Raw genomic sequence first — 21,440 nt, forward strand, 5'->3', positions numbered from 1 at the left:
TTGTCAGACCTGGACGTTGGCGTCGGCGCGCAGCAGCGAACCCGCGCCCGGAAGATCGACGGGCAGCCCCAAGCCGCGCAGGATCGAGTACGCGCCGGCGGTGGCCGCGGACAGCACCGGCAGCCCGAACTCCTCTTCCGCGGGCTGGACGAGGTCGAGCGACGGCATCTGGACGCAGCACGAGATCACCAGCGCGTCGCTGTCGCTCAAGTCGAGTTCGCGGGCAGCGGCCAGCACGGTCTCGCCCGGGATGCAGCCGACCTCGGTGTTGTCCGCGACGCCGAGTGCGCGCCAGCCGGTGATCGTGAATCCCTCGGCTTCGAGGTATGCGACAACCGTGCGCGCGACGGATTCGGTGTACGGCATGACCAGCGCGACCCGCTTCGCCGCGAGGTCGGTCAGCGCCCGCACCAGCGCGCCTGCACTGGACAGCACCTTCGTGGCCGATCCGCCGAGCGCGAGCTGCTCCGCGATCCGCAGCTCGGCGTCGCGGTGCTCGCCGGCACCCATCGCCATGACCGCGACCAGGCACGCGTAGAGCAGCACGTCCGTTTGCGCGTCGCCGACTTCCAGCACGCACCGCTCGCGCTGCGCGTTCATCGCGCGCAGCTGCTCGGGCGTGACGGCGTGCATCCGCATCCGGCTGGCGTGGAACGAAAACTCGACGCCGTCCACGCGCCGCAGCAGCCGCGGCAGCTCGGTCTCGACGGTCACGTTCGAACTCGGCACGATCAGCCCGACGCGCCGGGAATTGCTGGTCACGAATCCTCCTGGGAAACAGTCACGAAATCGGCCCGGCCGGCGCCGACCGAGGTGGCCGCGAAGGCCCGCGCGGACCGCGGCAGGTCCACCCCGACCGTCCGGCGGGTCTGCAGCCGAAGCCGCTCGGCGAGGTCGACGCGGGCCCAGAACTCGCCGGGTTTCCCGGTCACCAGCAGCGGTCCGGCGCCGGCGGCGAGCCGGGCGACGGTCCGGTCGGCGGCCTCGCCCCACACGTCCGGCTCGGTCCACGCGACCTCCTCGACCGGCTGGCCGAGATCTGCCCGCGGGACCGCTCGCGCGGGCAGCTGAATTCCGTTGCCGCGCAACGGTTGTGCGAGGACCCACTCTGCCGGGTCGCCGGACGGCGCGGCGCCCAGCCACTCCAGCGCGGTGCGCACGACCTCGGGTTCCGAGGCGGCGTAGTCGGCCATGGTCAGGTTGCCGGAGCGGGTCATGTAGGACAGGCCCAGCCGCTCGGCCGGCCAGTCCGCCCGCCAGCGGTAGGAATCCCACCACCGCTGGCTGCGGCCGGCGAGCTGCTTGAAGCGCTCGACCGCCGACCGGCGCGTCTGCTCGTACGCGGCGAAGGCGGCCGTCACGGAGCTTTCCCCGGCGAGCGCGTCCGCGAGCGCGATCGCGTCTTCCAGCGCCAGCTTGGTTCCCGAGCCGAGCGTGTAGTGCGCGGTGTGCGCGGCGTCGCCGAGCAGCACGACGTTCCCGGTGTGCCAGCGGTCGAGGCCGAGGTTGACGAACCGGCTCCACCGCGTGCGGTTGGCGAGCAGTTCCCCGCCGCGCAATTGGCCCGAGAGCACGTTTTCGAGCAACCGCACGCTTTGCTGGTCCGTTTCGCCGGGCGCGGTCGCCGCGTCGAACTCGCCCAGGCCGGCGTCGGTCCAGGTCTGGTCGTCCACTTCGATCAGGAACGTGCTGCGGTCCTCGGCGTACGGGTACGCGTGCGTGACGAACAGCTGCCGCCCCCGCCGGACGGACGCGAAGAACGCCGAGGAGGCAGCGAACGGCGCGCCGCACCAGACGTACCGCGTCCGCCCGAGGCTGGTTCGGACGCCCAGTTCGGAGCTGAGCTTGGCGCGCGTCCCGCTGCCGACGCCGTCCGCCGCGATGACGACGTCGCCGCTCACTGAGCCCAGATCCGCGTGGGACCCGGCCCGGTACTCGACGCCGACCGCGGTCGCCGCTTCGGTAAGGACTCGCAGCAGCGCGGCGCGGCCGACCGCGAGGTTCCGCGCGCCGTGCAGGCAGACGGACCTGTCCTCGGCGGCGAACCGCAGTTCGTGGCCGACGTAGCTGACTTCCCGGACCCGGCCCGCGGTTTCCGGATCGGCCTGTTCGAGATTGCGCATCGTGGCCTCGGTCAGGCCGACGCCGAACCCGAACGTCCCCTGCGCGCCGTCCATCCGCTCGTGGACGACCACGTCCAGGGCCGGGTCGCGCAGTTTCAGCAGCCGCGCGGCGTACAGCCCGCCGGGGCCGCCGCCGAGCACGTTCACCCGCCGGGTCATCGGGTGCTCCCTTCGACCATTTTCGTCTGGACGTCCTCGCGCAGCCGGTTCTTCGCGACCTTGCCGACGTTCGTCAGCGGCAGCGCGGGCACGACCTCGACGCGTTCGGGCAGTTTGTATTTCGCCAGCCCGCGGGCAAGCAGGTGCGCGCCCAGCGTCTCGACCGTCAGCGGCAGCGCGCCGTCCTCCAGCACGAGATATGCGCAGGCCCGCTCGCCCAGCACGGGATCGGGCATCGCGACGAGCGCGGCGGTGACCACGTCCGGATGCGCGACGATGATCTCCTCCACTTCTTCGGCGAAGATCTTCTCGACGCCGCGGTTGATCACGTCCTTGATCCGGCCGTCGATCGAGTAGCTGACGCCCTCCGCGGTGACGTGCCGCCGGGCCAGATCGCCGGTGCGGTAGAAACCGTCGGGCGTGAACGCGCTCCGGTTGTGCTCGTCGGCGCGGTAGTAGCCGCGGATCGTGTACGGCCCGCGCGCGGCGAACTCGCCGACCTCCCCGTCCGGCACCTCGTCCTCGGACACCGGGTCGAGGATCCGGATCTCGTCGGCCGCGGAGATCGGCGCGCCGACCGTGTGGTGGCGCACCGCCTCGTCCGCTCCGGCGGGCGTGACCAGGAACATCCCTTCCGCCATGCCGAACATCTGGCGGATCCGGATGCCCAGCTCGTCGCGCAGCCGCTCGGCGACCTCGACCGGCAGCCGCTGTCCGCCCACGACGAAATCGCGCAGGCCGGAAAAGTCGGTCTGCTGGGCGCGTGGCGATTCGAGCAGCCGGACCGCGAGCGCGGGCGGGACGAGCGGCAGGACGTCCGGGCGGTGCTCGGCGACGAGGTCGAGGACCGTGTCGACGTCCGCCGAGGACGCGAGCACGAGCGTCGCGCCGGTGAAGATCGACGGCTGGAGCGCGAGCGAAATCCCGGCGTTGTGCATGAGCGGCAACGGATACAGCACGCGGGAGTGCTCGTCCATCGCCATCGCGGCGGCCCAGGCGCGGGCGTTGTAGGCGTATTCCTCGTGCAGCCGCGGCGCGACCTTCGGCAGGCCCGTCGTGCCGCCGGAGAGCTGGAAGACCGCGGGGCGCAGGAGGTCGGATTCCAGGTAGGGCAACGGTTCCCGGACCGGTTCGCCCACCAGCCGGTCGTAGGCCGGCGCCGTGCCGATCGGTTCGCCGCGGCACGTCACCACCTCGGCGACCGAGCCCTCGGCGAGAAGCTGCTCGGCCTGAGCGCGCAACCGCCCGTCGCGGAAGTCGGCCTGCACAAGGAGCGTGCGGGCGCCGACGTGCGCCGCGAGCAGGCCGATCTCGCGCGTTCCGTGCTGCGGCAGCGTGCACACCGGCGGCGCGGCGGCGAACAGACAGCCCAAGTAGGCGACGACCGTCTCGGCGACGTTCCCCATCTGGAACATCACCGGCTCGCCCGGCCGGGCCGCGCCGGAGCGAAGCAGCCCGGCCGCGAACCGCTGGGCTTCGTCGAACAGTTCGTCGTAGGTCCACGCGCGGCCCTCGGCCAGCAGCGCGGTCCGCGTCCCGTGCCGACGGGCGGAGTCGAGCAGTTCCGCCGGCAGCGACCGCCCCGCCCAGAACCCGGCACGCCGGTAGGCAAGCACGCTGACCTCGTCGTACGGGGTCGTCGGTGGTGCAGGTGGAGGCAACGTCATGCGGATGACGGTAAGCCGGTCCGAGCGAAAGTTCAATAGCTGCGTCGAAAGTTCGACACAGGTGTCACAACGCGCCAGACCGGCACGGGACACGAAAAAGGCCGTGCGGCGCTGGTGCGCCGCACGGCCGAAAGCAGGATCCCGGTCAGCCTTCGAGGCGGTCCAGGAGCGCGCGGATCTGGTCGATCGTCTTGGCGTCCTGCCGTCCGCGCCCGGTGTTGTCGCCTGCGGCGAGCATCGACGTCGCCAGCCCGGTGATCGTCGCGACGACCGCTTCGACGTCCGAGCCGGACCGGAACCACCAGGCGACCCAGTTGCACATGCCCAGCAGCGACAACGCGGCGGTGCGCGCGTCGACCGGGCGGAACTCCCCGGTTTCGATGCCCGCCTCCACCAGCGCGGTGAATTCGCGCAGGACAGTGCGTTTCGCCTCGAGATGCTCGCCCGCGAGGGGTTCCGGCAGGATCGACTCGGAGCGGTCGAGAATGCGGAACTGGTCGGAATGCTCGGCGCGCTGCCGCACGATCAGCCCGACGACGTCGGCGACCTTCTCCGACGGCGCGAGGTCGTCGCGCGCCTTGAACTGGGCGAGCACCTCGGCGAAACCGTTCGTGACCTGTTCGACGAGCATCGCGAGCAGGTCTTCCTTCTTGCTCACGTAGTGATACAGCGCGGGCCGCGAAATGTTCAGCGCGTTCGCGATGTCCAGCAGGCTGGTCGCCTCGTAGCCCTTTTCCGCGAACAGCCGGGTCGCGGTGTCGAGCAGTTCCGACGTCACCAGCGTGCGGCGCAACTCGCTGCGTTTTCCCTTACCCCGCTCTGCCGTGGACATGATCCGCAGCTTACCCGCGGGCTCACCGCACGCCGTGGATGCCGTGCGCGCCGAGCCAGCCGACGATCTCGTTCATATAGTCGACGCCGCCGTAGCCGAGCAGCGTGGCGTGGCCGGTGTTCTGCACGATGTGCTTGGTGAACACGCCCGGCCGGTAGTAGCCCGGCTCGTTCGCGGACATCGGATCGGTGTCGCAGTCGTCGGTGGTGCCGCACCAGATCTTGTCGTACTGGCCCGGCGACCACAGGATCGGCGCGTCGATGTTCTTGGTCTGGTCGGTGTAGGTGCGCAGGGTGATGTCCGCGAGCTCGGTCGCCGACATGGTGTCCTTCGTCGCGTCCTCGACGGCCAGCTGCTGCGGGTCGAAAGTGGACGCGGGACCGTAGAAAATGGTGCGGCGGCCCGGAATGCTGGTGAGATACGCGGGATCGACCGCCCACGGCTGCCCGGAGAATTTCGGGTCCAGCAGTGCGGAATAAGCGAAAGTGCCCAGCCGCGCAGTCGAAGCCGGGGTCAGCAGCCCGTGCCCGACGGCGTGCACCATCAGCGCGTCGACGTCGTGGAAGGCGCCCGCCTCGACCTGCGAAGTGAGGCCGCCCATCGAGTAGCCATTCAGCGTGACAGTGCCGAACTGCGTGCCCAGGCCGCCTCGGCGCAGGTTCTGCACAATTTGATGCGTGGTGTTCGCGGCGACGTCGAAGTTCATGCTCGCGCCGAGCGGATGATCGCTGTGCCCGTACCCGATTCGATCAAGGTTCAGGGTCGTGAACCCGCGCTGGGTCATGTAGCGGACGTAGTTGTAGCGGTCCGGCTGGTACGGCCAGTCGTAGTAGGTGTGGTCGTAGGTCCCGCCGTGGATCAGGACCTGCACGGGCTGCTTGCCCAGCAGCGCCGGGTCGGAGGTGCACAGCTGGCCGAATTCCTTGAGCACGGCGGAACTTCCCGGCTCGGTGACCGGGAAGAAATAGTTGCGGCACTGCGCTCCGCTCGCCGAGGTCACGTCCGGCAGGTCTGCCGCCACCGGCGCGCCGGGCAGCCCCGGCACCGCTTTCGGGGTCAGCGGCCAGCTGTCGGCCGCGCTCGCGACAGCCGCGGCACCGGCCAGCGCGAGCACCGCGGCGGACGCCACCGCCGCCACCCGGGAAAAACGTCGTTGCACGCTGCGCACGGTGGTCTCCCTTCGACAGGTGGGCTCCATTGCCCACCCTGTTACATCCGTGTCATGTTATCGACATTGGTGTCGAAGTCAAGTGTCGGCGCAGGTGAAAGCGCTGCGTCCGACATTCGGGCGGTGTGGACGCAGCAGCGCCGGAGGTGTTCCTCCGGCGCGGAGGACGGGTGAAGCGCGGCAAACCGTCGAGACGCCCTCGATCGCTTCTCCGGGTCTGCTATGGCACCCGGGAACTCCGTCAGCCGCGTCCACATGCCTTGTCAGCCAGCCATTTTCACGGCGAACTGCCCGGTTCCGGTCGCGAAGCGCTGTCGGCGACTTTCCGGCCGGGCAGACACCTCCCGGCTCGGAAGTTCGCGATCAAGCCGAGGGCGACCCGTCGACGGTCCGGCACCGGCAGGTACTCGATCCGTCGCGGGGCGACTCATCACGCGCCGCACACCACGCTCAGGGACCACCGGCAGCGCCGGACCGTGCCTCCCTGTCCTGGACCTCCGACTTTTGGGCGAACGAGGCGAGACGGCCCGCCACTTGACGCAACACTCGCCGCCCGTAGTTGCGGGTCCCGGCCACCCGGTCCGCCTCCGCACCCGACGGTCGCCGCCCCGATGCCATCTCCTGCTCATAGTGCAGCCGCAGCCGCTGCTCAGCTGTCAACGCGTCACCCACCGAGGCTCCAGGCGGCCGTGGTTCCGCGACTGCCTCGGTTTCATCCGCCGGTCGACCCGACTCGAGCCCCTCCGAAGGGCCGACCGGCATTGGCCGGTGCCGACGCAAGGCACGGTTGAGCAACTCCACAGCAAGCAACAGAGCAAGCGGAGGACACGCCGCCACTGTCACCCCGAACACACTCAACGACGGAGCAGCGCCGATATTCGCACACAACGACAGCGAAATCCCGAACAAGAACGCGGCCCACGCCAGCCAACGGCCGCTCCCCCGCTGACCACGCCACAACTCCACCGTCGCCAACGTCAGCAACCCGTCCACGATCAACGGCCAAATCACCGCCGTCGTCCCATCCGCGTCAAACCGCAACGCGAACACCCAGCCATGCTGATGCGACGCAAACGCAGCACCCAACGCCACCAAACCCGTCGCGCCGCACTGCACCCGCAACGACCACGATCGACTCATCACACGCCACCACCCCGACGACGCTCCATCCCGAACTCCACCACACCACAAATCCGCAGCTCAGAAGCCTGAACCGCCCGTGTGGTTCTCAGGGGTGCCTCACCGGTAGCTCGGACTCACACAACACCGGCAGTGGCAGTGGACGCCAAGGTCTCGAGAGGAGGATCCGCAGCTGCCGACGACGATCGCCACGTCGGCGTCCCGCCCGCCGTTCTCGACCTGCCGCAGGCCAAACGACGCCTCGCCGGTGGCCCCGTCGAGGAATCCGATGACGAATCCTTCCTCGGAAGGCAGCCGCAGTCATGCCGTCCGGGGCTGAAACTCAGCCAGCGCAACCGGTTCGCCTCGCCCGGCGGCGAGCCTGTTTATTCGCGGCCGCCGGTGTTCCCATGCCGGCCATACGGAGATCTGGTAACGCACCTGAGGCGGGTCGGCGCGAGAGTGCGGAGCGATGTCGCGGCCGCAGGGTGCACGCCCGCCCGGTAGGCGCCGGGGACCCACACCTCGGCGGAAGATCGCCGGTCGCGAGCCATCAGGCCGTGCTTGTTCTGAAGTGCGGGACCAGGTGCAGGCGACACCGGGGCGTGGGTTCACGGTCGCTGTTCGAGGGCGAGCCGATGGGCGTGGCCTAGATTCCGGAGCGGACCTGTTGCTGCGCAACGCTTCCGGCAGCTCGGGCGAGAGCTGCGACAGAAGGGGATGTGCTGTGCGCGGGCCAAGCGAGCGCGAGAACGCTTGACGGGAGGTCAGTCACGGGAATGGCGGCCAGGTCGTCGCGGAGGGGTTTGGTCAGCGACTCGGGCAGCACGGCGACCTTGCGGCCCAGTGCGATGAGGTGCATCAGTTCGCTGATGCCGCTCTGCGCGCCGGTGCCGGAGGGATGCTGGTGCAGGTTTTCGCCCGCGAGATCGGCCATGCACAGTTGTGCCCGGTGTGCGATCGGGTGGGACGCGGGCAGGACGGCAACCGGTGCTTCGCGCAGCAACGTTTCGGTGTCCAGACCGCAGACGTCGTCGGGCGGCGCGTACAGGAGCGCCGCGTCGGCCTGGCCTTCGCGCAGCATGCGTGCGCGGTCGGCGCCGAAGACCACCTCGATCGGCAGCACGCCTCGTTCGCGTTCATAGGCCGTGATGAGGGCCGGAAGCAGGCCGGCGTCGCCGCCGGGTTTCATGGCCAGGACCAAGCGAGGGGTGCCGGCCCGCTGCGTCCGCACGGTCGCGGCGATGACCGCCTCCAGCGCCGCGGGGGCCTCGCGGGCGAGCACCTGACCGGCCTCGGTCAGCGTGACCGCGCGACTGGTGCGGTCGAACAGGCTGACGCCAAGGCGGCGTTCGAGTTGCCGGATCGCCTTCGACAGCGCGGGCTGCGTGATGCCGAGGCGGACGGCGGCGCGGCCGAAATGCAACTCGTCGGCCACCGTCGAGAAGTACGCCAGTTCCCGCGTTTCCAGCGCGTCCATTTCTTCAGGTTATCGATCCCGGCCCGGTCGGTCTTGGACGTGCCCGGTCCGGCGGTGATGGGGTGAACGTCGTTCCGCTCGCGTGATCGGCGGACGAACACAGAGGCAAGGAGAAAACGAAATGCCCACCATCGCTCTTGTCGCGGCCGGAACCCGCCTTGGCCTGTCGCTCGGCAGGGTGTTCGGCGGTCGCGGCTTCGACGTCGCGCTGATCGCCCGCTCCGGGGAACACCTCGGCGATCTCACCCGGAAACTGGCGGCCGAGGGGGTCGCCGCGGCCGGGTTTCCCGCCGACGTCACCGATCGCTCCGCGTTGACCGACGCCATGAACAGTGCTGCGACACAGTTCGGGGGAATCGACGTGTTGCAGTACTCCGCGCCGTACGTACGGATCGGCGACGGCGGGATGACCGGAGTGCTGGACGTGACCGCGGAGAATCTGCGGCCGCAGATCGAGGCCTGCTGCTACGGCGCGATCACCGCGACCCGTGCCGTGCTGCCTGCGATGCTGGCGGCCGGAACCGGCACGGTGCTGTACACCATCGGTGCCAGCGCGGTCACGCCGACAGCGTGGGCCGCCAGCTCGGGTGCGGCGGGTGCCGCCCTCCGCAACTGGGCGCTCAACCTCAACGGCACGCTGGCCGACAAAGGCGTCTACGTCGGTTGTGTCGCCCTCGGCGCATGGCTTCTCGGCACGCCGGGCATGCCCGAGGACGCGTCACCGATGGAACCGGACGACGTCGCTCAGCTCTGCTGGGACATGCACACCACTCGTAACCCCGCCGAACGTCTCATCACGCCGTAACCGGGCGGCGTTGCGCCCCATCGGACGGGCCTCACAGTCAAGCGACAAGACCGCTTGAGCAGTTGCTCAAATCTCGTCTATGCTCTGGTTTGAGCAACTGCTCAAAAGCGGGCTGGCGGTCGGGTGCGCGACCGGAGTGGGGGTAGCAATGGCCAGCGTCTGTCCTGATCGCGGTTGGGCACACCGCCGTGATCGTTGGTACAAGGTGATTACCCGGATGCTGGCCGTGGCGCTGCTGCCGGTGGCGTTCGTGCTCACGCCGCGGCGGGCTCGGCGTACGGCCTGCCAATGGGCCTTGGCGGTCCGTTTTCCCGCCGAGGATCTCACCGGCCTGACGCCGTCAACCCGTGCCGCGTTCATCGCGGCGCGCACGCAGGCGTTATGGCACGACGGGGAACTCATCGGACTCACCTCTGGACACCGGGACGCCGGGGAACAGGAACGCTTGTTCGCCGCGGAGGTCCGCCGGAGCGGGTCGCCGGCGGCGGCCCGGCTGCGGGCGCTGCCGCCGGACGAGTCCCGGCACGTCGCGGGGACCGCCTTGGACGTGCGGCCTTTCGAGGGGTCGCGCTGGCTGGAGCGGCATGGCGCGCGCCATCACCTGTATCGGGTGTACGACAACGAGTGGTGGCATTTCGAGTACTGGCCCGCCGGCCCTCCGGAGCGGCTGCCGCATCCGGGCGCCGTCGGTCGCCGGCTGTCGGGGCCTCTACGGTGAAGCCGTGGCCGACACCCGACAACGCCTGATCGACGGCACGATCGAGACGATCCGCACGCACGGACTCACCGGAACCACGGCGCGGAGCATCGCGGCCGCCGCCGGGGTCAACCAGGCGCTGGTCTTCTACCACTTCGGCACCGTCCACGACCTGCTGCAGGCCGCGTGCCTCGCCGCGACGCAGGCCAGGGTCGCGCCGTTCGCCGAACGCCTCGGCCAGGTCACCGACCTGCGGCAGCTTCTCGCGCTCGGCCGCGCCCTGCATGCCGACGAACGCGCCCACGGCAACGTCACGGTGCTCGCTCAGATGCTCGCCGGCGCGCAGGCCGACCCCAAGCTCGCCGAAGCGACCGCGACGGCGCTGCAGCTGTGGATCGCCCCGATCGAGGATGCCCTGACCAGGTTGCTGGCCGGCTCCCCGGTATCCGAGGTGATCGACACGCCCGGCCTCGCCCGCGCGGTGAGCGCCGGGTTCGTCGGACTGGAGCTCTACGAAGGCGTCGACCCGGACGGGGCCCAGGCCGCCCTGGACGCGCTCGACCGGCTGGCCGTGCTCATCGAAGTGGTCGACGACCTCGGACCGGTCGCACTGCGCGCGCTGCGCGGCAAACTCCGCAGAACGACCAAGAAAACGCGGTAGCCCGAACGCCGCTCCGCGAGGCCGTGAACCCCGAAACGCACCGCGGGCCTGCCGCTCGCGGTGCGCCGCCGGAGTTCAGGCGCGGGCCGTCCGGCGCATCCGGTACAGCGTGACCGCCACCAGGACGAGCACCGCGGCTTCCGCCAGAACGCTCAGCAAAGCCTCCGGCGCGGGCTGGAAACCCCGTTCGGAGAAGCCGAACAACCCGGTCGTCCGCGAAAGCACGAAGCCTCCCAAGGCGCCCGCCGCCAGCGCGGCCGCCGCCAGGCGCAGCAGGAAGGGACCGCCCACAGCCACCAGTACGGCCACTGCGAACGCCGCGGAAGCCTGAACGAGGAAAGACGGCCCGATCACCGGGATCACGCGATAGCCGCCGATGTACAGCTGCGCGTGGAGATAGCCGCTCACCGCGAGGCACACCGCCGTCGCGAGGCGGAGGACGACGTTCATGCCAGCTTCACGTCCTTCACCGCCAGGCCCGGCCCGCCCGGGCGGTAGGACACCTCGCGGATGCCGAGCGCGTCCTTGAGCTTGCCCGCCGGCAGTGTCACCGGAGTCGGCGCCGGCCGCGTTCCCGGCTGGGGCAACGGATACGCGGTAGTCGTCGCGCTGTGGAAGGTGATGTTGCCTTCGGTTTTCGTGAACAGCTGGTGCACGTGCCCGTTGAGGCAGGTCACCGACGAAAACCGCCGCAGGTACGAGAGCGCCTGGGTCGCGTCGTCGGTCCCCCAGCCCCACGTCGGGTACATCGCGAACAGCGGGATGTGGCTGAACACCACGATCGGCGTGTCCGAACCGAGCTTCGCGACGTCCTTGCGCACGAACTCCAGCTGATCCGGCCCCAGATGGCCGAGCTTTTCCAGGCTCAGCGTGTTCACCAGTGCGATGAAGTGGACGCCCTTGACGTCGAAGCTGTACCAGCCGTCGCCCGCCGTGCCCGCGCCGAAGGCCTTGCGGTACTTCTGGCCGGCGTCGTCGATCGAGTCGTGCTCGCCGGGCACCGTCGACACGTGCCCGGTGTCGAGAGTGCTCATCATCTGCTTGACCTGGTCGAACTGAGCAGCCGTCGAAAGGTGCGTCAGGTCGCCGGTGTGCATGACGAAGTCCGGGCGGTACCCGAGCGCGTTGATCTGCGTGATGGCCTCGGAAAACGACGACTCGACGGCCATGTTGGCAGGCCCGGTGAAGCCGAGGTGGCTGTCGCTGACCTGGACGAACCGCAACGCGTTCGGGTCGTCGAGCGCGGCGGCGTCGCCCGGCGCGGCGATCCGGCTGATGACCTCGCCGCCAGTCACCGTCAGGACCACGGCCGCGCCGAACCACGCCGTGTGGCGCAGGAGCTGGCGCCGAGTCATCCCTTCCGGGCTGTGATCGTCTTCCGTCACGGGGTCACCGTCACGGTCGCCGTCATGAACGGGTGGATGGTGCACAGGTACTCGAACGTGCCCGCCGTGCTGAATGTGTACTGATAGGACTGTCCAGTTTGGAGGGTCGGCGAACGCAGCGGGCCACCGGATCCCTGGCTGGTGACCGTATGCGCGTCCTGGTCCTGGTTGGTCCAGGTGACGGTGGTGCCCTTCTTCACCGTCGTCGCGGCGGGCGCGAACGCGAAGTCCTTGATGGCCACGGCATTCGCCGTCGAGTTCGCGGCTGCTGGCGGCGACGGCGGCGGCGTCATCCCGGGCATCGACGCCATCGGCGTAGCGGCCGGAGGCGGCGCGGCGGGAGGCGACGCGGCGCAGGCCGTCAACGCCAGCGCGGCCGCGGTGATGAGCAGGAAGTGTTTCACCCCAACGGATTTCCTCATACCAGGAATACGCGCGGGGGTTACGCTCCCTCCCCCGGCACCAGGACCTCGACGACCCCGCCGGCCTCGCGCACCACCAGGTGCGGCAGCGGCGGCGGGGTCACCGGCAGCTGATGCGTGAGGACCGCGCCGTCGACGGCGAACGACGTCCGGTGGCACGGGCAGTTCAGCCGCCGGGCCGGCGCGTCCAGGTTCAGCCGGCAGCCGAGGTGCGTGCACGTCGCCGAAACCGCGCGCACCTGTCCGCCGGAGCGCTGCAGGAACCCGGCGACAGCCCCGAAATCGAACGGCAGCACGCCGCCTTCGGGCAGGTCTTGAGCCGCGACAACAGCTCGCCACTGGCCGTTCTCGGGTCGCAGAATCTTCTCTTCCGGGGGCGCGGCGGCCGGTTCGGCCCCGGACGTCACCAGGTACTCGACGCCCGCGCCCGCCGCGGCCGCCACCGCGGCGGCCGACGACACCTGGATGAACCGGCGCCGGTTGCCGCCCCGCACGGGCTCGGGTTCGCGCAGCTCCTGGGCGAGCCGGCGGTGCAGCGCGGCGACGAACTCCTCGCTCGCCGCCGCACCGCCGGGCCGGGCGGCGCGCAGCAGCACCGCGGTGCGCAGCTCGGCCTCGTCGCCGGGGCCGGCCTCGAACGGGCGCGGCCGACGCCGGCGCAGGAGGTCCTTGACGAACCGGCGGACGCCTCGAGTGCTCACGTCTCCATCCCTTCCGCCAGCTGGGCCGCTTGGCGCAACGCGCGGTGCTGCAGCACTTTCGCATTGCCGACGGTGGTGCCCAGCTCGGCCGCCGCCTCCTTCAACGAACACGCCTGCAGGAACCGCAGGCGCAGGATCCGGCCGTAGTGCTCGGGCAGCTGCGCGAGGATCGCCTCGGCGCGGGCGAGCACGCCCGGGTCCACGGTGTCCGCTTCGAACGCGGCGACGTCGCGCTCCTCGTCCAGCGCGGTGATCTCCCGGCCGAGGGTGCGCCGCCAATGCCCGGCCAGCACCGTCCGCGCGGTGGCCAGCAGGTACGCCCGGACCTCGCCGACGCTCGCCGAGACCCGCAGCGGCCGCAACGCGGTCAGGAAGACCTCCGTGGTGAGGTCCTCCGCGTCGGGCCGGTTGCCGACCTTCGAGAACATCAGCCGGAACACGCGGTCGACGTTGTCGCGATAGACCGCCTCCCAGTCCGGGTAGACGTCCGCGCCGACCGCGTGCAGCCGCGCGCGGGGCGCCGCGCCCGCTTCGTCCTGTTCGGCGCGTCTGCGCCGGAACCGCTGTGCCACCGGCACCGCCCGCCTTCTCCCCACCGGTTTCTTCCCGCCACCAGAGGGATACGAACCGGGGTTACGCCGTAACCGAAGACCGTATCTGTGAGCGGAGTTCCCGACGACCCGAGGAGCGAAATGACCGCATCGATGTCACGCCGGCACCTGCTCGTCACCGGCGGGGCGGCCGCCGCCGTACTCGCCACCACCGCCTTGCCACGGCCCGCCGCGCGCGGCGCCGATCCGGCCGGGCGGCGCGGACGTCGTCCTCGCCTGGAACCGCGAGCTGCTGGCGATCGTGCGCACGCCCGGCCTCCAGCCCGCGACCGTGCACCCGACGCGCAGCTTCGCGCTGCTGCACGCGGCGATGCACGACGCCGTCGTCGCAACGGCCGGCAGCGGGCATCCGTACCTGTTCACGCTCGAGGTCCGGGGCCACGCGGCACCGGAAGCGGCGGCCGCGCAGGCCGCGCACGACGTCTTGGCCGCGCTCTACCCCACCCGGTCCGCGGAATTCGCGAGCCTGCTGGCCGGGCAGTTGAGCGGCATCCCGCCGGCCGAGCGCGACCGCGGCGTGCGAGCCGGACGGTTGGTGGCCCGGTTGCTGCTCGCCCTGCGCGCGGATGACGGCTCCACGGCGGTCCCGCCGGTGCTGACGCCGGGCACGGCCCCCGGGCAGTACCGGCCGACGCCGCCCGCGTTCACGCCCGCGGTATTCACCCACTGGCCCGCCGTGACGCCGTTCGTGCTCGACCGGGCCGGGCAGTTCCGGCCCCGTCCCTACCCCGCGCTGGACAGCGCCCGGTACGCGAGAGCGCTGAACGGGGTCGCCGCGGCGGGCCGGGACACGAGCACCACCCGCACCGCGGACCAGACCGTGCAGGCGCGGTTCTGGGCGGCGCCGATCTGGAACTACTGGAACGAGATCGCGCAGTCGGTCGTCGGCGGTTCGCGCGGCAGCCTGCTCGACGCGGCCCGGGTGTTCGCTCAGCTGAACCTGACCTTCGCCGACGCCGTGATCGCGTTCTACGAAGCGAAGTACCACTACCGGATCTGGCGGCCGATCACCGCGGTCCGCCTCGCCGCCGACGACGGAAACCCGGCGACGGACGGGATCCCGGACTGGTCGAGCCTCGCCACCACCCCGGCGGATCCCGCGTATCCCGGCGCGCACAGCGTGATCTCGCAGGCGGGCGCGCAGGTCCTGCGCGAGGAGTACGGGCCGCGATGGGCGCTGGAGGTCAAGTCCGAGGCGCTGCCGGGCGTGGTCCGGCGGTTCGGCACGTTCCAGGACGCGGCCGACGAAGCGGGGTTGAGCCGCATCGTCGCCGGGGTGCACAGTCGGCTGGACCACGACGCCGGTCGCCAGCTTGGCCTCGATGTCGCGGAGTTCGTTCTGTGCTCCTGACCTTTCGCGGTCGAGGACAGTGCCGTCCGAGCTTCGCCCGACTCGCCTCGCGGTTGAACTCGACAGACGACGCTCAGCCTCCCGCCCGGCGTTGGTACACCTGTATTCGACCGCCGGAGTTGGTGGTCACGCCAAGGACGGCCACGTTTCCGCCGACGTAGTCCGGCAGCTGAACATCGGGCGAAGGGGTTACCTGCCCGGTGTTCAGCGACACGCTGGCATGCTTTCCCCGGACTGTGCCGTAGGCGGTCCCGGAGGTGTCAACGGCGGCAAGGTCGGCGTCGCCAGGCAAAGCGGGCTCCGCAAAGCAGAAACCGCGGTGAGCCACCACATCGAAACCCGCTCCCGCGGAGACCACGTACCTGTTGTCCGAGGAAGCCGAGTAGTCGAGCGTGCCGCCGCCGTCGGTTTTCGGTGGCCGGCAAGTCGCGCTTGCCTGGACCTGACCGGTGCGCGCGTCGAGAAGCTTCCATTGTGCGCCAGCGGAACCGGGTGCCGACGACGCGGCGAGCACTTGGCCGGTCGGCAGGCTGGTCACGGAGAGATCCGCATCCGCGGCGGCGAACCAGACTGACGGAACCCAGAACGCGCCGGTGCCTTTGACCAGCGGACCGCTCGCCGTCATGCCGATTGCCCGGGCGTGGTCCGCGCACTCGCCGCACGGCCGGGGCGGCCGCAAGCCCGCACTCTGGTCGGGATATGTCGTGCTCTGCCCGGTAGTCACGTCCACCACCGTGGTGGCCGCGTCCTGTCTTCCGACAACCAGGCCGTCGCCGTGCCCGGAGGAAACCCGCTGCGCTCCGGAGACGGCTATCTCCCGAGCGGGCGCCACCCGGTCGCCCCGGCTCGCGGCGTCGTACACGTACAGCCGGGTCCGAGCGGTCTTCGGGTCCGCGATGCTCAGGCCGGCGTACTCCTTGCCGTCCTTTTCGGTGAACAAGGCCGACCGCTGAGTGAACGCGCCCGAGGGATAAGGAATCGGAGCGGTTTTCCAGCGGACCGCGCCGGTCTTCTCGTCCCGCGCGACGAGATACGACTGGGAACCTTGGAGAGCGAGAGCGTGGAACACCACCACGCCCGCACGCGGAGCCGCCACCGAACCCATGACCCCCGCACGACCGGACGAGTCCTGAAGGGCCCACCCCGCGCTGCCGTCGAACTCGGCCGGGACCGATGCCCGCCCCGCCGGAACCGGGCTCGCCGACAAGGATTCCTCGACCGAAGCAGACGGGTCCGGTTCCCACAGCCGCCGCACCCCTGGCACAAACACCAGTGCCAGCGCCAAAATCCCCAATCCCGCGACCGCTGTCTTCGCCCTCATCGACCCACCCAGTCCCGAATCCTCGCCGACCCGCAGTTCCGGACCGTACCAATCGCATCGCCCGATCACGGGCCTGGCCGCACCTCAGCGGCACAACGGGCGGCGCGGGCACGGAACCGCGTCTCGCCGATCTCGGCGGAGCCGGCCCGGATCCGGCGGCGGGCTCCGGGCTTCCCGGGCGCCGCGGCGACCGGCCGGACGAACATCAGCCGAGGTTGTCCGGGAGGCTGAGCGGGGCTGGACCCGAACCGCCCGGTCACCGGATGCTGAGCTATGGTGGCAGTGTCGCGAAAAACGATGCTCCGGGGTTCAGCCCGCCGAACATCGCGCACACATCGACGCAGACGTTTCTGCTCGGTCAGCGGCTCCTTGCCGGGATCGGGTCTTCCCGCCCCTTCCCGGAGATCACCCTTGCCAGCGCAGGCTGGCTCGACAGAGGAGCGCACCATGCAGAAGTCCGTCGCCATCATCGGAGCGGGGCTGGGCGGCCTGACGCTCGCCCGGGTGCTTCAGGTCAACGGCGTCGCCGCGACGATCTACGAGGCCGAGGCGTCGGCGACCGCCCGCACGCAGGGCGGCTTGCTCGACATTCACGAAGAGACCGGGCAAGCGGCTCTCCGCGCGGCCGGTCTGTACGACGAGTTCCTCGGCCTGGTCCGCCCGGGCGAGGACGCCAAACGCGTAGCCGACCGCGCCGGCACGGTCCTGTTCGACCTGCCCGGGGATCCCGGATCGGCGCGCCCGGAGGTCGATCGCGGCGAGCTCCGGGACTTGCTCGTCGAGTCGCTCGCGCCCGGCACCGTCAAGTGGGGGCACAAACTCGACTCGATTCGGCGCCGTCCCGAGAGCGGCTTCGATCTCGTCTTCGCAAACGAGGCGGCCGCGCACGCCGAACTGGTCGTCGGCGCGGACGGGGCCTGGTCGAAGGTGCGCCCGCTGCTCACCCCCGCAGAGCCGCTCTACAGCGGAACCTCCTTCATCGAGATCGGCTTCGCCTCGGGCGCACCGGACCACCGGGCGAGTGCGGAGGCGATCGGCAGCGGCACGCTGATGGCGGTCGAGCCGGGCAAAGGCATCATCGCCCATCGTTACGCCGACGGGCGCGTATCCGGCTACGCGGCGCTGAACAAGCCCGAGGAGTGGACGAAGTCGATCGACTTCGGCGACCCGTCCGAGGGCCTGCGTCAAGTCGCGGCCGAGTTCGCCGGCTGGTCGCCGCTGCTCACCGCGTTCGTCACCGAAAGCGACGTGGAGCCGCGGCTCCGGCCCATTTACGCCCTTCCCGTCGGCATCGAGTGGGACCGGGTGCCCGGCGTGACGCTCGTCGGCGACGCCGCGCATCTGATGTCCCCCTTTGCCGGCGAGGGCGCGAACCTCGCCATGTACGACGGTGCCGACCTGGCGGGCGAACTGGCCGGGCAACCCGACGTCGAGGACGCGCTCGCCGCCTACGAGGATCGGCTGTTTCCGCGCAGCGGCAAGGTCGCCGGCGTCTCGGCACAGAACCTGGAGAACTTCTTCGGCAGGGAGGCGCCGCACAGCGTGGTCGCCCTCTTCGATCGCTCCTAGCGAGCCGGGCAGCGGCTTGGCCTCGGCGCCGCGAAACGCCGAGGCCAAGCCGAGAACCCGCTAATCGCCGGTGCAGCAGGACGTGCGGGCGCTCTCCACGTAGTGCGGGTCGTGCCACCAGAACGCCGCGTTGTCCGGATGATCCGGAACCGGCGTCAGCCGCGCGCTGGCCGGGGCGGCCGGGTTGGCCGACGCGAACGGGGCGAGCAGTTCGTCCACTGTGTGCACGCGCCCGCTCGCGAGGACCTGGCGGACGTCGGCGGCGGCCTTGATGTCGGCGAGCGGGTCGCTGCCGAGCACCGCCAGGTCGGCGTGACAACCCGGGGCGACGCGGCCCAGCGGCTCGCCCAGGACGTCGCCCGGGATGCTCGTCGCGGTGATCAGCGCTTCGTACGGGGTGAAGCCGTAGGCGACCATCGCGCGCAGGTTCATGTGCGTGCTGACCGCGGTGTGGTCGATCGGCGAGTCGGTGCCGGTGACGATCCGGCCGCCGCCGCGCAGGATCGCCGCCGCCTCTTTCACTTGGCGCGCCAGGCTGTTCAGCGCAGCGGTCTGGTCGGCGGTCTTCGCGGCCTCGGCGGTCTTCTGCAGCGACTTGTACTCCCACGCCGGATACAGCGTCCGCACCCGCCGGTCGGCGACCAGGCTTTCGTCGTCGCGGAACAGCGCCGCGGCGGCGAACAGCGTGGGCGTGCGCGCGGCGCCGCGACGCAGGAACAGGGCCACTACGTCGTCGTATCCGGCACCGAGCAGGGAGTACGTGCGGGAGTAGCCGAACCGGCTGGTGGCGCCCATGTGCTCCATGCCGTCGCCGCCGAACGCGAGCGCCGGGTAGTGGTAGTGCGAGGTCGCCGGCAGCCGCCGCTGGTGCCCCCATTCGATCACCCGGCGCTGCATGTCCGGGCTGAGCCGCACGTAGGCCTTGAGCAGGTCGTAATCCAGTTTCCCGGCCCGTTCCAGCTCGAGTTCCAGCTGCCGCTCGTCGAAGGTGGGCCGCATGAAGTTGTAGAAGACGCGCGAGCCGTCGATGGCTTCGCCGGTGGCGAAGAACCGGGGCCCGAGCCGGGTGCCGGACTGGATCGACTCCCGCTCCTCCACCATGTGATACGCCGGGCTGCCCGGCGATCGGGTCGTGGTGAACCCGAGCGACAGCCACAGCCTGCCCTGCCGGTCGCCGTAGCCGTAGCCCTGCATCTGGCGGTGGTTGTGCATGTCGACGAGCCCGGGGATCACCACGCCGTCCCGCGCGTCGACGATCTCGCCGTCCAGCCCGCTGCCCGACGGCTCCACCGCGGCGATCCGGCCGCCGTCCACCACAATGTCCACGTTTGTGCGCGAAGCACGCGAAGTGCCGTCCCACATCCGCCCGGCGCGCACGATCACCCGGCCGCGGTTGCGGGCGTTGGTCCAGGTCAGGCGCGTCGGCACGGTGCGCGGCGCGCCGCCGGCCGCCGCGATCAGCCGCAACCGGCCGTTGTTCAGGTACAGCAGGGTTTTCGAGTCGCCGCTCCAGCTCGGCGCGTCGGTGACCTCGTCGGTGATTTGCCGCGGCGGGCCGGCGAGGGTGCCGTCCGGGTGCACGTCGACCACCCACAGCACGCTGGCCGCCGCGAACGCCATCTGCCTCCCGTCCGGCGACCACACCGGGCCGTCGTCGCCGCGGGTCTGGATGGACCGCTCCGGCATCGGGTCCACGTAACGGCCAGCACCGGTTTCGGTGTCCACCAGCAGGATCTTGTTCAGGCCCTCGCGGAACCGCGTCGAGTACGGCTTCACCGCGGCGAGTGCGATGACCTTGCCGTCGCGCGACCAGGACGGGCGGCCCGGCTCGAAGACCGCGGTGAACACCTGCCGCACGGCGCCGGTCGCGACCTCGACGGTGTGCAGCGCGCCGGTCTGGTCGAGGAACGCGATCCGGGCGCCGTCCGGGGACCAGGCGCTCGACGTCGTGGCCAGCTCGGGCAGGTTCGTCAGCTGCCGGTCCTGCCCGGTCTTCAGATCGCGGATCCACAGGTCGAGCGTGCCGCCGCGATCGGTGGAGTAGACCAGCCTGCCCCCGTCGGGCGAGAAAGCCGGGTCGCATTTCCACCACGCGTCGCGGGTCAGCGGGCGCGGCAGCCGGCCCAGCTCCATCAGGTAAAGGTCGTTCAGCGCGCGGAACACGACCCGGCCGCCGTCCGGCGACAGCACCGGGCTGCCGATCCCGGCCACGGGTTTCGGGGTGGTGGAAGAGAAATCCCGCGGACGCGCGTGCAGCGGCCCCTCGGCGACGGCGACCGGAGCGCGGAACGGGACGTCCGTCGCCGCGCCGCCGCCGAGTTTCCGCCGCCGCAGCGCACCGTCGGCGGTGTAGAGGTATTCGTCGGCGCTGAACCAGGAAACCCGGAACGGGAACACGTCCTCTCCGGTGAACAACGGTTTCCCGGCGCGCGCCAGCTCCACCGCAGCGGGCGGCAGCGGCACCGGGCCGCCGGCGACCCGGGTGTAGACGACGTCCTTTCCGTCCGGAGTCCACATCGGACTGTGCAGCACCGCGCCGGGTTCGCTGACCAGCGTGGAACGGGCGCCGTCGGCGACGGAGACGACGTCGACGCGTTTCCCGCCCGCGACGAACGCGAGTCTCGACCCGTCCGGCGACCAGGCCGGTTCGTACTCCTCCGCCGGGCTGTCGGCGATCACCCGGCTGGCCCCGGAGGCGACGTCCAGCACCCGGATGCCGTAACTGCCGCCTTCGTCGGAGGAGTAGGCGATCGAGCGGCCGTCCGGGGAAAAGACCGGTTCGCGGTGATCGAACGGCCCGCCCGTCAGCCGCCGCAGGCCGCTGCCGTCGGCCCGGATCGTCCACAGGTCGAAGGCACCTTCGCGATAGGACTGGAACACCAGCGTCGTGCCGTCCGGGGACCAGGACGGCAATCCGATGTCGAAAAGGTCCTCGGTGAGCCGTTTCGCCGTTCCGCCCCGCGCCGGCAGCAGCCACAGCACGCCGAGCAGGTCGATCGCGACGGTCCGGCCGTCCGGCGACAGCTGGGCCGCCACGTTCGTGCCCTGCCGGACCGAAAGAGCCTGACTGGCAGGGGATTCCGCCCGCGCGCCGGATGCCAGTCCGGTCGCGCCGAGCCCCACCGAGCCGGCCGTTCCCGCTACTCCGGCCAGGAAACCACGCCTGTTCACCGTCATCTGCACCCCCAGTGCACCGCAATTCGATGATCTGGCACACCCTAACGGCGCTTGCTCGCGTTCCAGCCGTGATCATCCTTTCGGCGGTACGCCCAGCTGCCGCACAGCAACGGACATCGTCTCGGCGGCGGGTCGCGCCCTGCGCACCCGGGCCGAGACGCGGAACTGTTCGGCCGGACCAAGATCGCGTCC

Annotated in this window: 20 protein-coding genes; 5 read left to right on the forward strand and 15 right to left on the reverse strand. The window is 70.7% G+C overall.

Annotated elements, in window-relative coordinates; all coding sequences use genetic code 11:
• Positions 1 to 3: 3 nt before the first annotated feature.
• From AB5I40_RS06845 to AB5I40_RS06875, 7 genes are all read right to left on the reverse strand, one after another.
• Complete coding sequence (locus AB5I40_RS06845) at positions 4 to 762, reverse strand: maleate cis-trans isomerase (protein WP_370937569.1); 759 nt, start codon at positions 760 to 762, stop codon at positions 4 to 6.
• A complete protein-coding gene (locus AB5I40_RS06850) occupies positions 759 to 2,282 on the reverse strand; it encodes an FAD-dependent monooxygenase (RefSeq protein ID WP_370937570.1) in 1,524 nt (507 codons plus the stop codon). Before AB5I40_RS06850 ends, AB5I40_RS06845 begins: the two co-directional genes overlap by 4 nt.
• The gene (locus AB5I40_RS06855; RefSeq protein WP_370937571.1) at positions 2,279 to 3,949 is read right to left on the reverse strand and encodes an AMP-binding protein; all 1,671 of its coding nucleotides are present in this window, start codon (positions 3,947 to 3,949) and stop codon (positions 2,279 to 2,281) included. The genes AB5I40_RS06850 and AB5I40_RS06855 overlap by 4 nt, the downstream gene beginning before the upstream one ends.
• 145 nt (positions 3,950 to 4,094) lie before the next feature.
• Positions 4,095 to 4,781 carry a TetR/AcrR family transcriptional regulator gene (locus AB5I40_RS06860; protein ID WP_370937572.1) on the reverse strand — a complete coding sequence of 229 codons (687 nt, stop codon included), beginning with the start codon at positions 4,779 to 4,781 and terminating at the stop codon, positions 4,095 to 4,097.
• A gap of 22 nt (positions 4,782 to 4,803) precedes the next feature.
• The gene (locus AB5I40_RS06865) at positions 4,804 to 5,949 is read right to left on the reverse strand and encodes an alpha/beta hydrolase (protein ID WP_370937573.1); all 1,146 of its coding nucleotides are present in this window, start codon (positions 5,947 to 5,949) and stop codon (positions 4,804 to 4,806) included.
• Between the two features lie 450 nt (positions 5,950 to 6,399).
• On the reverse strand, positions 6,400 to 7,089 hold the full coding sequence (locus AB5I40_RS06870; protein ID WP_370937574.1) for a DUF2637 domain-containing protein: 690 nt from the start codon (positions 7,087 to 7,089) through the stop codon (positions 6,400 to 6,402).
• Positions 7,090 to 7,717: 628 nt separating this feature from the next.
• Positions 7,718 to 8,548 (reverse strand): LysR family transcriptional regulator, encoded by an 831-nt coding sequence (locus AB5I40_RS06875; protein WP_370937575.1) that lies wholly within the window; start codon positions 8,546 to 8,548, stop codon positions 7,718 to 7,720.
• Between the two features lie 121 nt (positions 8,549 to 8,669).
• Here AB5I40_RS06875 and AB5I40_RS06880 point away from each other — a divergent pair, with 121 nt between their 5' ends.
• The 3 genes from AB5I40_RS06880 (at position 8,670) to AB5I40_RS06890 (ending at position 10,711) form a co-directional block, all read left to right on the forward strand.
• Positions 8,670 to 9,353 carry an SDR family NAD(P)-dependent oxidoreductase gene (locus tag AB5I40_RS06880; protein ID WP_370937576.1) on the forward strand — a complete coding sequence of 228 codons (684 nt, stop codon included), beginning with the start codon at positions 8,670 to 8,672 and terminating at the stop codon, positions 9,351 to 9,353.
• 148 nt (positions 9,354 to 9,501) lie between these two features.
• A complete protein-coding gene (locus tag AB5I40_RS06885; RefSeq protein ID WP_370940469.1) occupies positions 9,502 to 10,071 on the forward strand; it encodes a D-alanyl-D-alanine carboxypeptidase family protein in 570 nt (189 codons plus the stop codon).
• 4 nt (positions 10,072 to 10,075) lie between these two features.
• Positions 10,076 to 10,711: a TetR/AcrR family transcriptional regulator gene (locus tag AB5I40_RS06890; RefSeq protein WP_370937577.1), complete on the forward strand. Its 636-nt coding sequence runs from the start codon at positions 10,076 to 10,078 to the stop codon at positions 10,709 to 10,711.
• A 75-nt stretch (positions 10,712 to 10,786) separates the two neighbouring features.
• On the opposite strand, the gene AB5I40_RS06895 is transcribed toward AB5I40_RS06890, so the two are convergent.
• The 6 genes from AB5I40_RS06895 to AB5I40_RS06920 all read right to left on the reverse strand — a co-directional run bounded on the left by AB5I40_RS06895 (position 10,787) and on the right by AB5I40_RS06920 (position 14,079).
• On the reverse strand, positions 10,787 to 11,161 hold the full coding sequence (locus AB5I40_RS06895; protein ID WP_370937578.1) for a hypothetical protein: 375 nt from the start codon (positions 11,159 to 11,161) through the stop codon (positions 10,787 to 10,789).
• Entirely contained in the window at positions 11,158 to 12,096 is a 939-nt protein-coding gene (locus AB5I40_RS06900) for a metallophosphoesterase (protein ID WP_370937579.1), read from the reverse strand. The genes AB5I40_RS06895 and AB5I40_RS06900 overlap by 4 nt, the downstream gene beginning before the upstream one ends.
• Positions 12,093 to 12,500 carry a cupredoxin domain-containing protein gene (locus AB5I40_RS06905; RefSeq protein WP_370937580.1) on the reverse strand — a complete coding sequence of 136 codons (408 nt, stop codon included), beginning with the start codon at positions 12,498 to 12,500 and terminating at the stop codon, positions 12,093 to 12,095. Before AB5I40_RS06905 ends, AB5I40_RS06900 begins: the two co-directional genes overlap by 4 nt.
• Before the next feature lie 38 nt (positions 12,501 to 12,538).
• Entirely contained in the window at positions 12,539 to 13,219 is a 681-nt protein-coding gene (locus tag AB5I40_RS06910) for a ubiquinol-cytochrome c reductase iron-sulfur subunit (RefSeq protein ID WP_370937581.1), read from the reverse strand.
• On the reverse strand, positions 13,216 to 13,797 hold the full coding sequence (locus AB5I40_RS06915) for an RNA polymerase sigma factor (RefSeq protein WP_370937582.1): 582 nt from the start codon (positions 13,795 to 13,797) through the stop codon (positions 13,216 to 13,218). The genes AB5I40_RS06910 and AB5I40_RS06915 overlap by 4 nt, the downstream gene beginning before the upstream one ends.
• A 129-nt stretch (positions 13,798 to 13,926) precedes the next feature.
• Positions 13,927 to 14,079: a hypothetical protein gene (locus AB5I40_RS06920; RefSeq protein ID WP_370937583.1), complete on the reverse strand. Its 153-nt coding sequence runs from the start codon at positions 14,077 to 14,079 to the stop codon at positions 13,927 to 13,929.
• On the opposite strand from AB5I40_RS06920, the gene AB5I40_RS06925 reads away from it, so the two are divergent.
• Positions 14,072 to 15,181 carry a vanadium-dependent haloperoxidase gene (locus tag AB5I40_RS06925; RefSeq protein WP_370937584.1) on the forward strand — a complete coding sequence of 370 codons (1,110 nt, stop codon included), beginning with the start codon at positions 14,072 to 14,074 and terminating at the stop codon, positions 15,179 to 15,181. The two genes, AB5I40_RS06920 and AB5I40_RS06925, sit on opposite strands and share 8 nt — an antisense overlap.
• A 73-nt stretch (positions 15,182 to 15,254) precedes the next feature.
• Here the strand turns inward: AB5I40_RS06925 and AB5I40_RS06930 are convergent, their stop codons facing one another.
• The gene (locus tag AB5I40_RS06930; protein ID WP_370937585.1) at positions 15,255 to 16,502 is read right to left on the reverse strand and encodes a hypothetical protein; all 1,248 of its coding nucleotides are present in this window, start codon (positions 16,500 to 16,502) and stop codon (positions 15,255 to 15,257) included.
• Positions 16,503 to 16,949: 447 nt separating this feature from the next.
• Between AB5I40_RS06930 and AB5I40_RS06935 the strand changes: the two genes are divergently transcribed.
• A complete protein-coding gene (locus AB5I40_RS06935) occupies positions 16,950 to 18,071 on the forward strand; it encodes an FAD-dependent oxidoreductase (RefSeq protein WP_370937586.1) in 1,122 nt (373 codons plus the stop codon).
• A gap of 60 nt (positions 18,072 to 18,131) precedes the next feature.
• On the opposite strand, the gene AB5I40_RS06940 is transcribed toward AB5I40_RS06935, so the two are convergent.
• Complete coding sequence (locus AB5I40_RS06940) at positions 18,132 to 21,248, reverse strand: amidohydrolase family protein (RefSeq protein WP_370937587.1); 3,117 nt, start codon at positions 21,246 to 21,248, stop codon at positions 18,132 to 18,134.
• Positions 21,249 to 21,440 lie beyond the last annotated feature (192 nt).

Origin of the sequence: Amycolatopsis sp. cg13 (assembly GCF_041346965.1) — a bacterium.
GTDB lineage: Bacteria > Actinomycetota > Actinomycetes > Mycobacteriales > Pseudonocardiaceae > Amycolatopsis.

What these genes read in the sequence shown, in the direction of transcription:
- AB5I40_RS06850 (WP_370937570.1), bottom strand. Translation starts at nt 2,282, where the DNA reads ATGACCCGGCGGGTGAACGTGCTCGGCGGCGGCCCCGGCGGGCTGTAC.
- AB5I40_RS06855 (WP_370937571.1), bottom strand. Translation starts at nt 3,949, where the DNA reads ATGACGTTGCCTCCACCTGCACCACCGACGACCCCGTACGACGAGGTC.
- AB5I40_RS06860 (WP_370937572.1), bottom strand. Translation starts at nt 4,781, where the DNA reads ATGTCCACGGCAGAGCGGGGTAAGGGAAAACGCAGCGAGTTGCGCCGC.
- AB5I40_RS06870 (WP_370937574.1), bottom strand. Translation starts at nt 7,089, where the DNA reads ATGAGTCGATCGTGGTCGTTGCGGGTGCAGTGCGGCGCGACGGGTTTG.
- AB5I40_RS06875 (WP_370937575.1), bottom strand. Translation starts at nt 8,548, where the DNA reads ATGGACGCGCTGGAAACGCGGGAACTGGCGTACTTCTCGACGGTGGCC.
- AB5I40_RS06880 (WP_370937576.1), top strand. Translation starts at nt 8,670, where the DNA reads ATGCCCACCATCGCTCTTGTCGCGGCCGGAACCCGCCTTGGCCTGTCG.
- AB5I40_RS06885 (WP_370940469.1), top strand. Translation starts at nt 9,502, where the DNA reads ATGGCCAGCGTCTGTCCTGATCGCGGTTGGGCACACCGCCGTGATCGT.
- AB5I40_RS06895 (WP_370937578.1), bottom strand. Translation starts at nt 11,161, where the DNA reads ATGAACGTCGTCCTCCGCCTCGCGACGGCGGTGTGCCTCGCGGTGAGC.
- AB5I40_RS06930 (WP_370937585.1), bottom strand. Translation starts at nt 16,502, where the DNA reads ATGAGGGCGAAGACAGCGGTCGCGGGATTGGGGATTTTGGCGCTGGCA.
- AB5I40_RS06935 (WP_370937586.1), top strand. Translation starts at nt 16,950, where the DNA reads ATGCAGAAGTCCGTCGCCATCATCGGAGCGGGGCTGGGCGGCCTGACG.
- AB5I40_RS06940 (WP_370937587.1), bottom strand. Translation starts at nt 21,248, where the DNA reads ATGACGGTGAACAGGCGTGGTTTCCTGGCCGGAGTAGCGGGAACGGCC.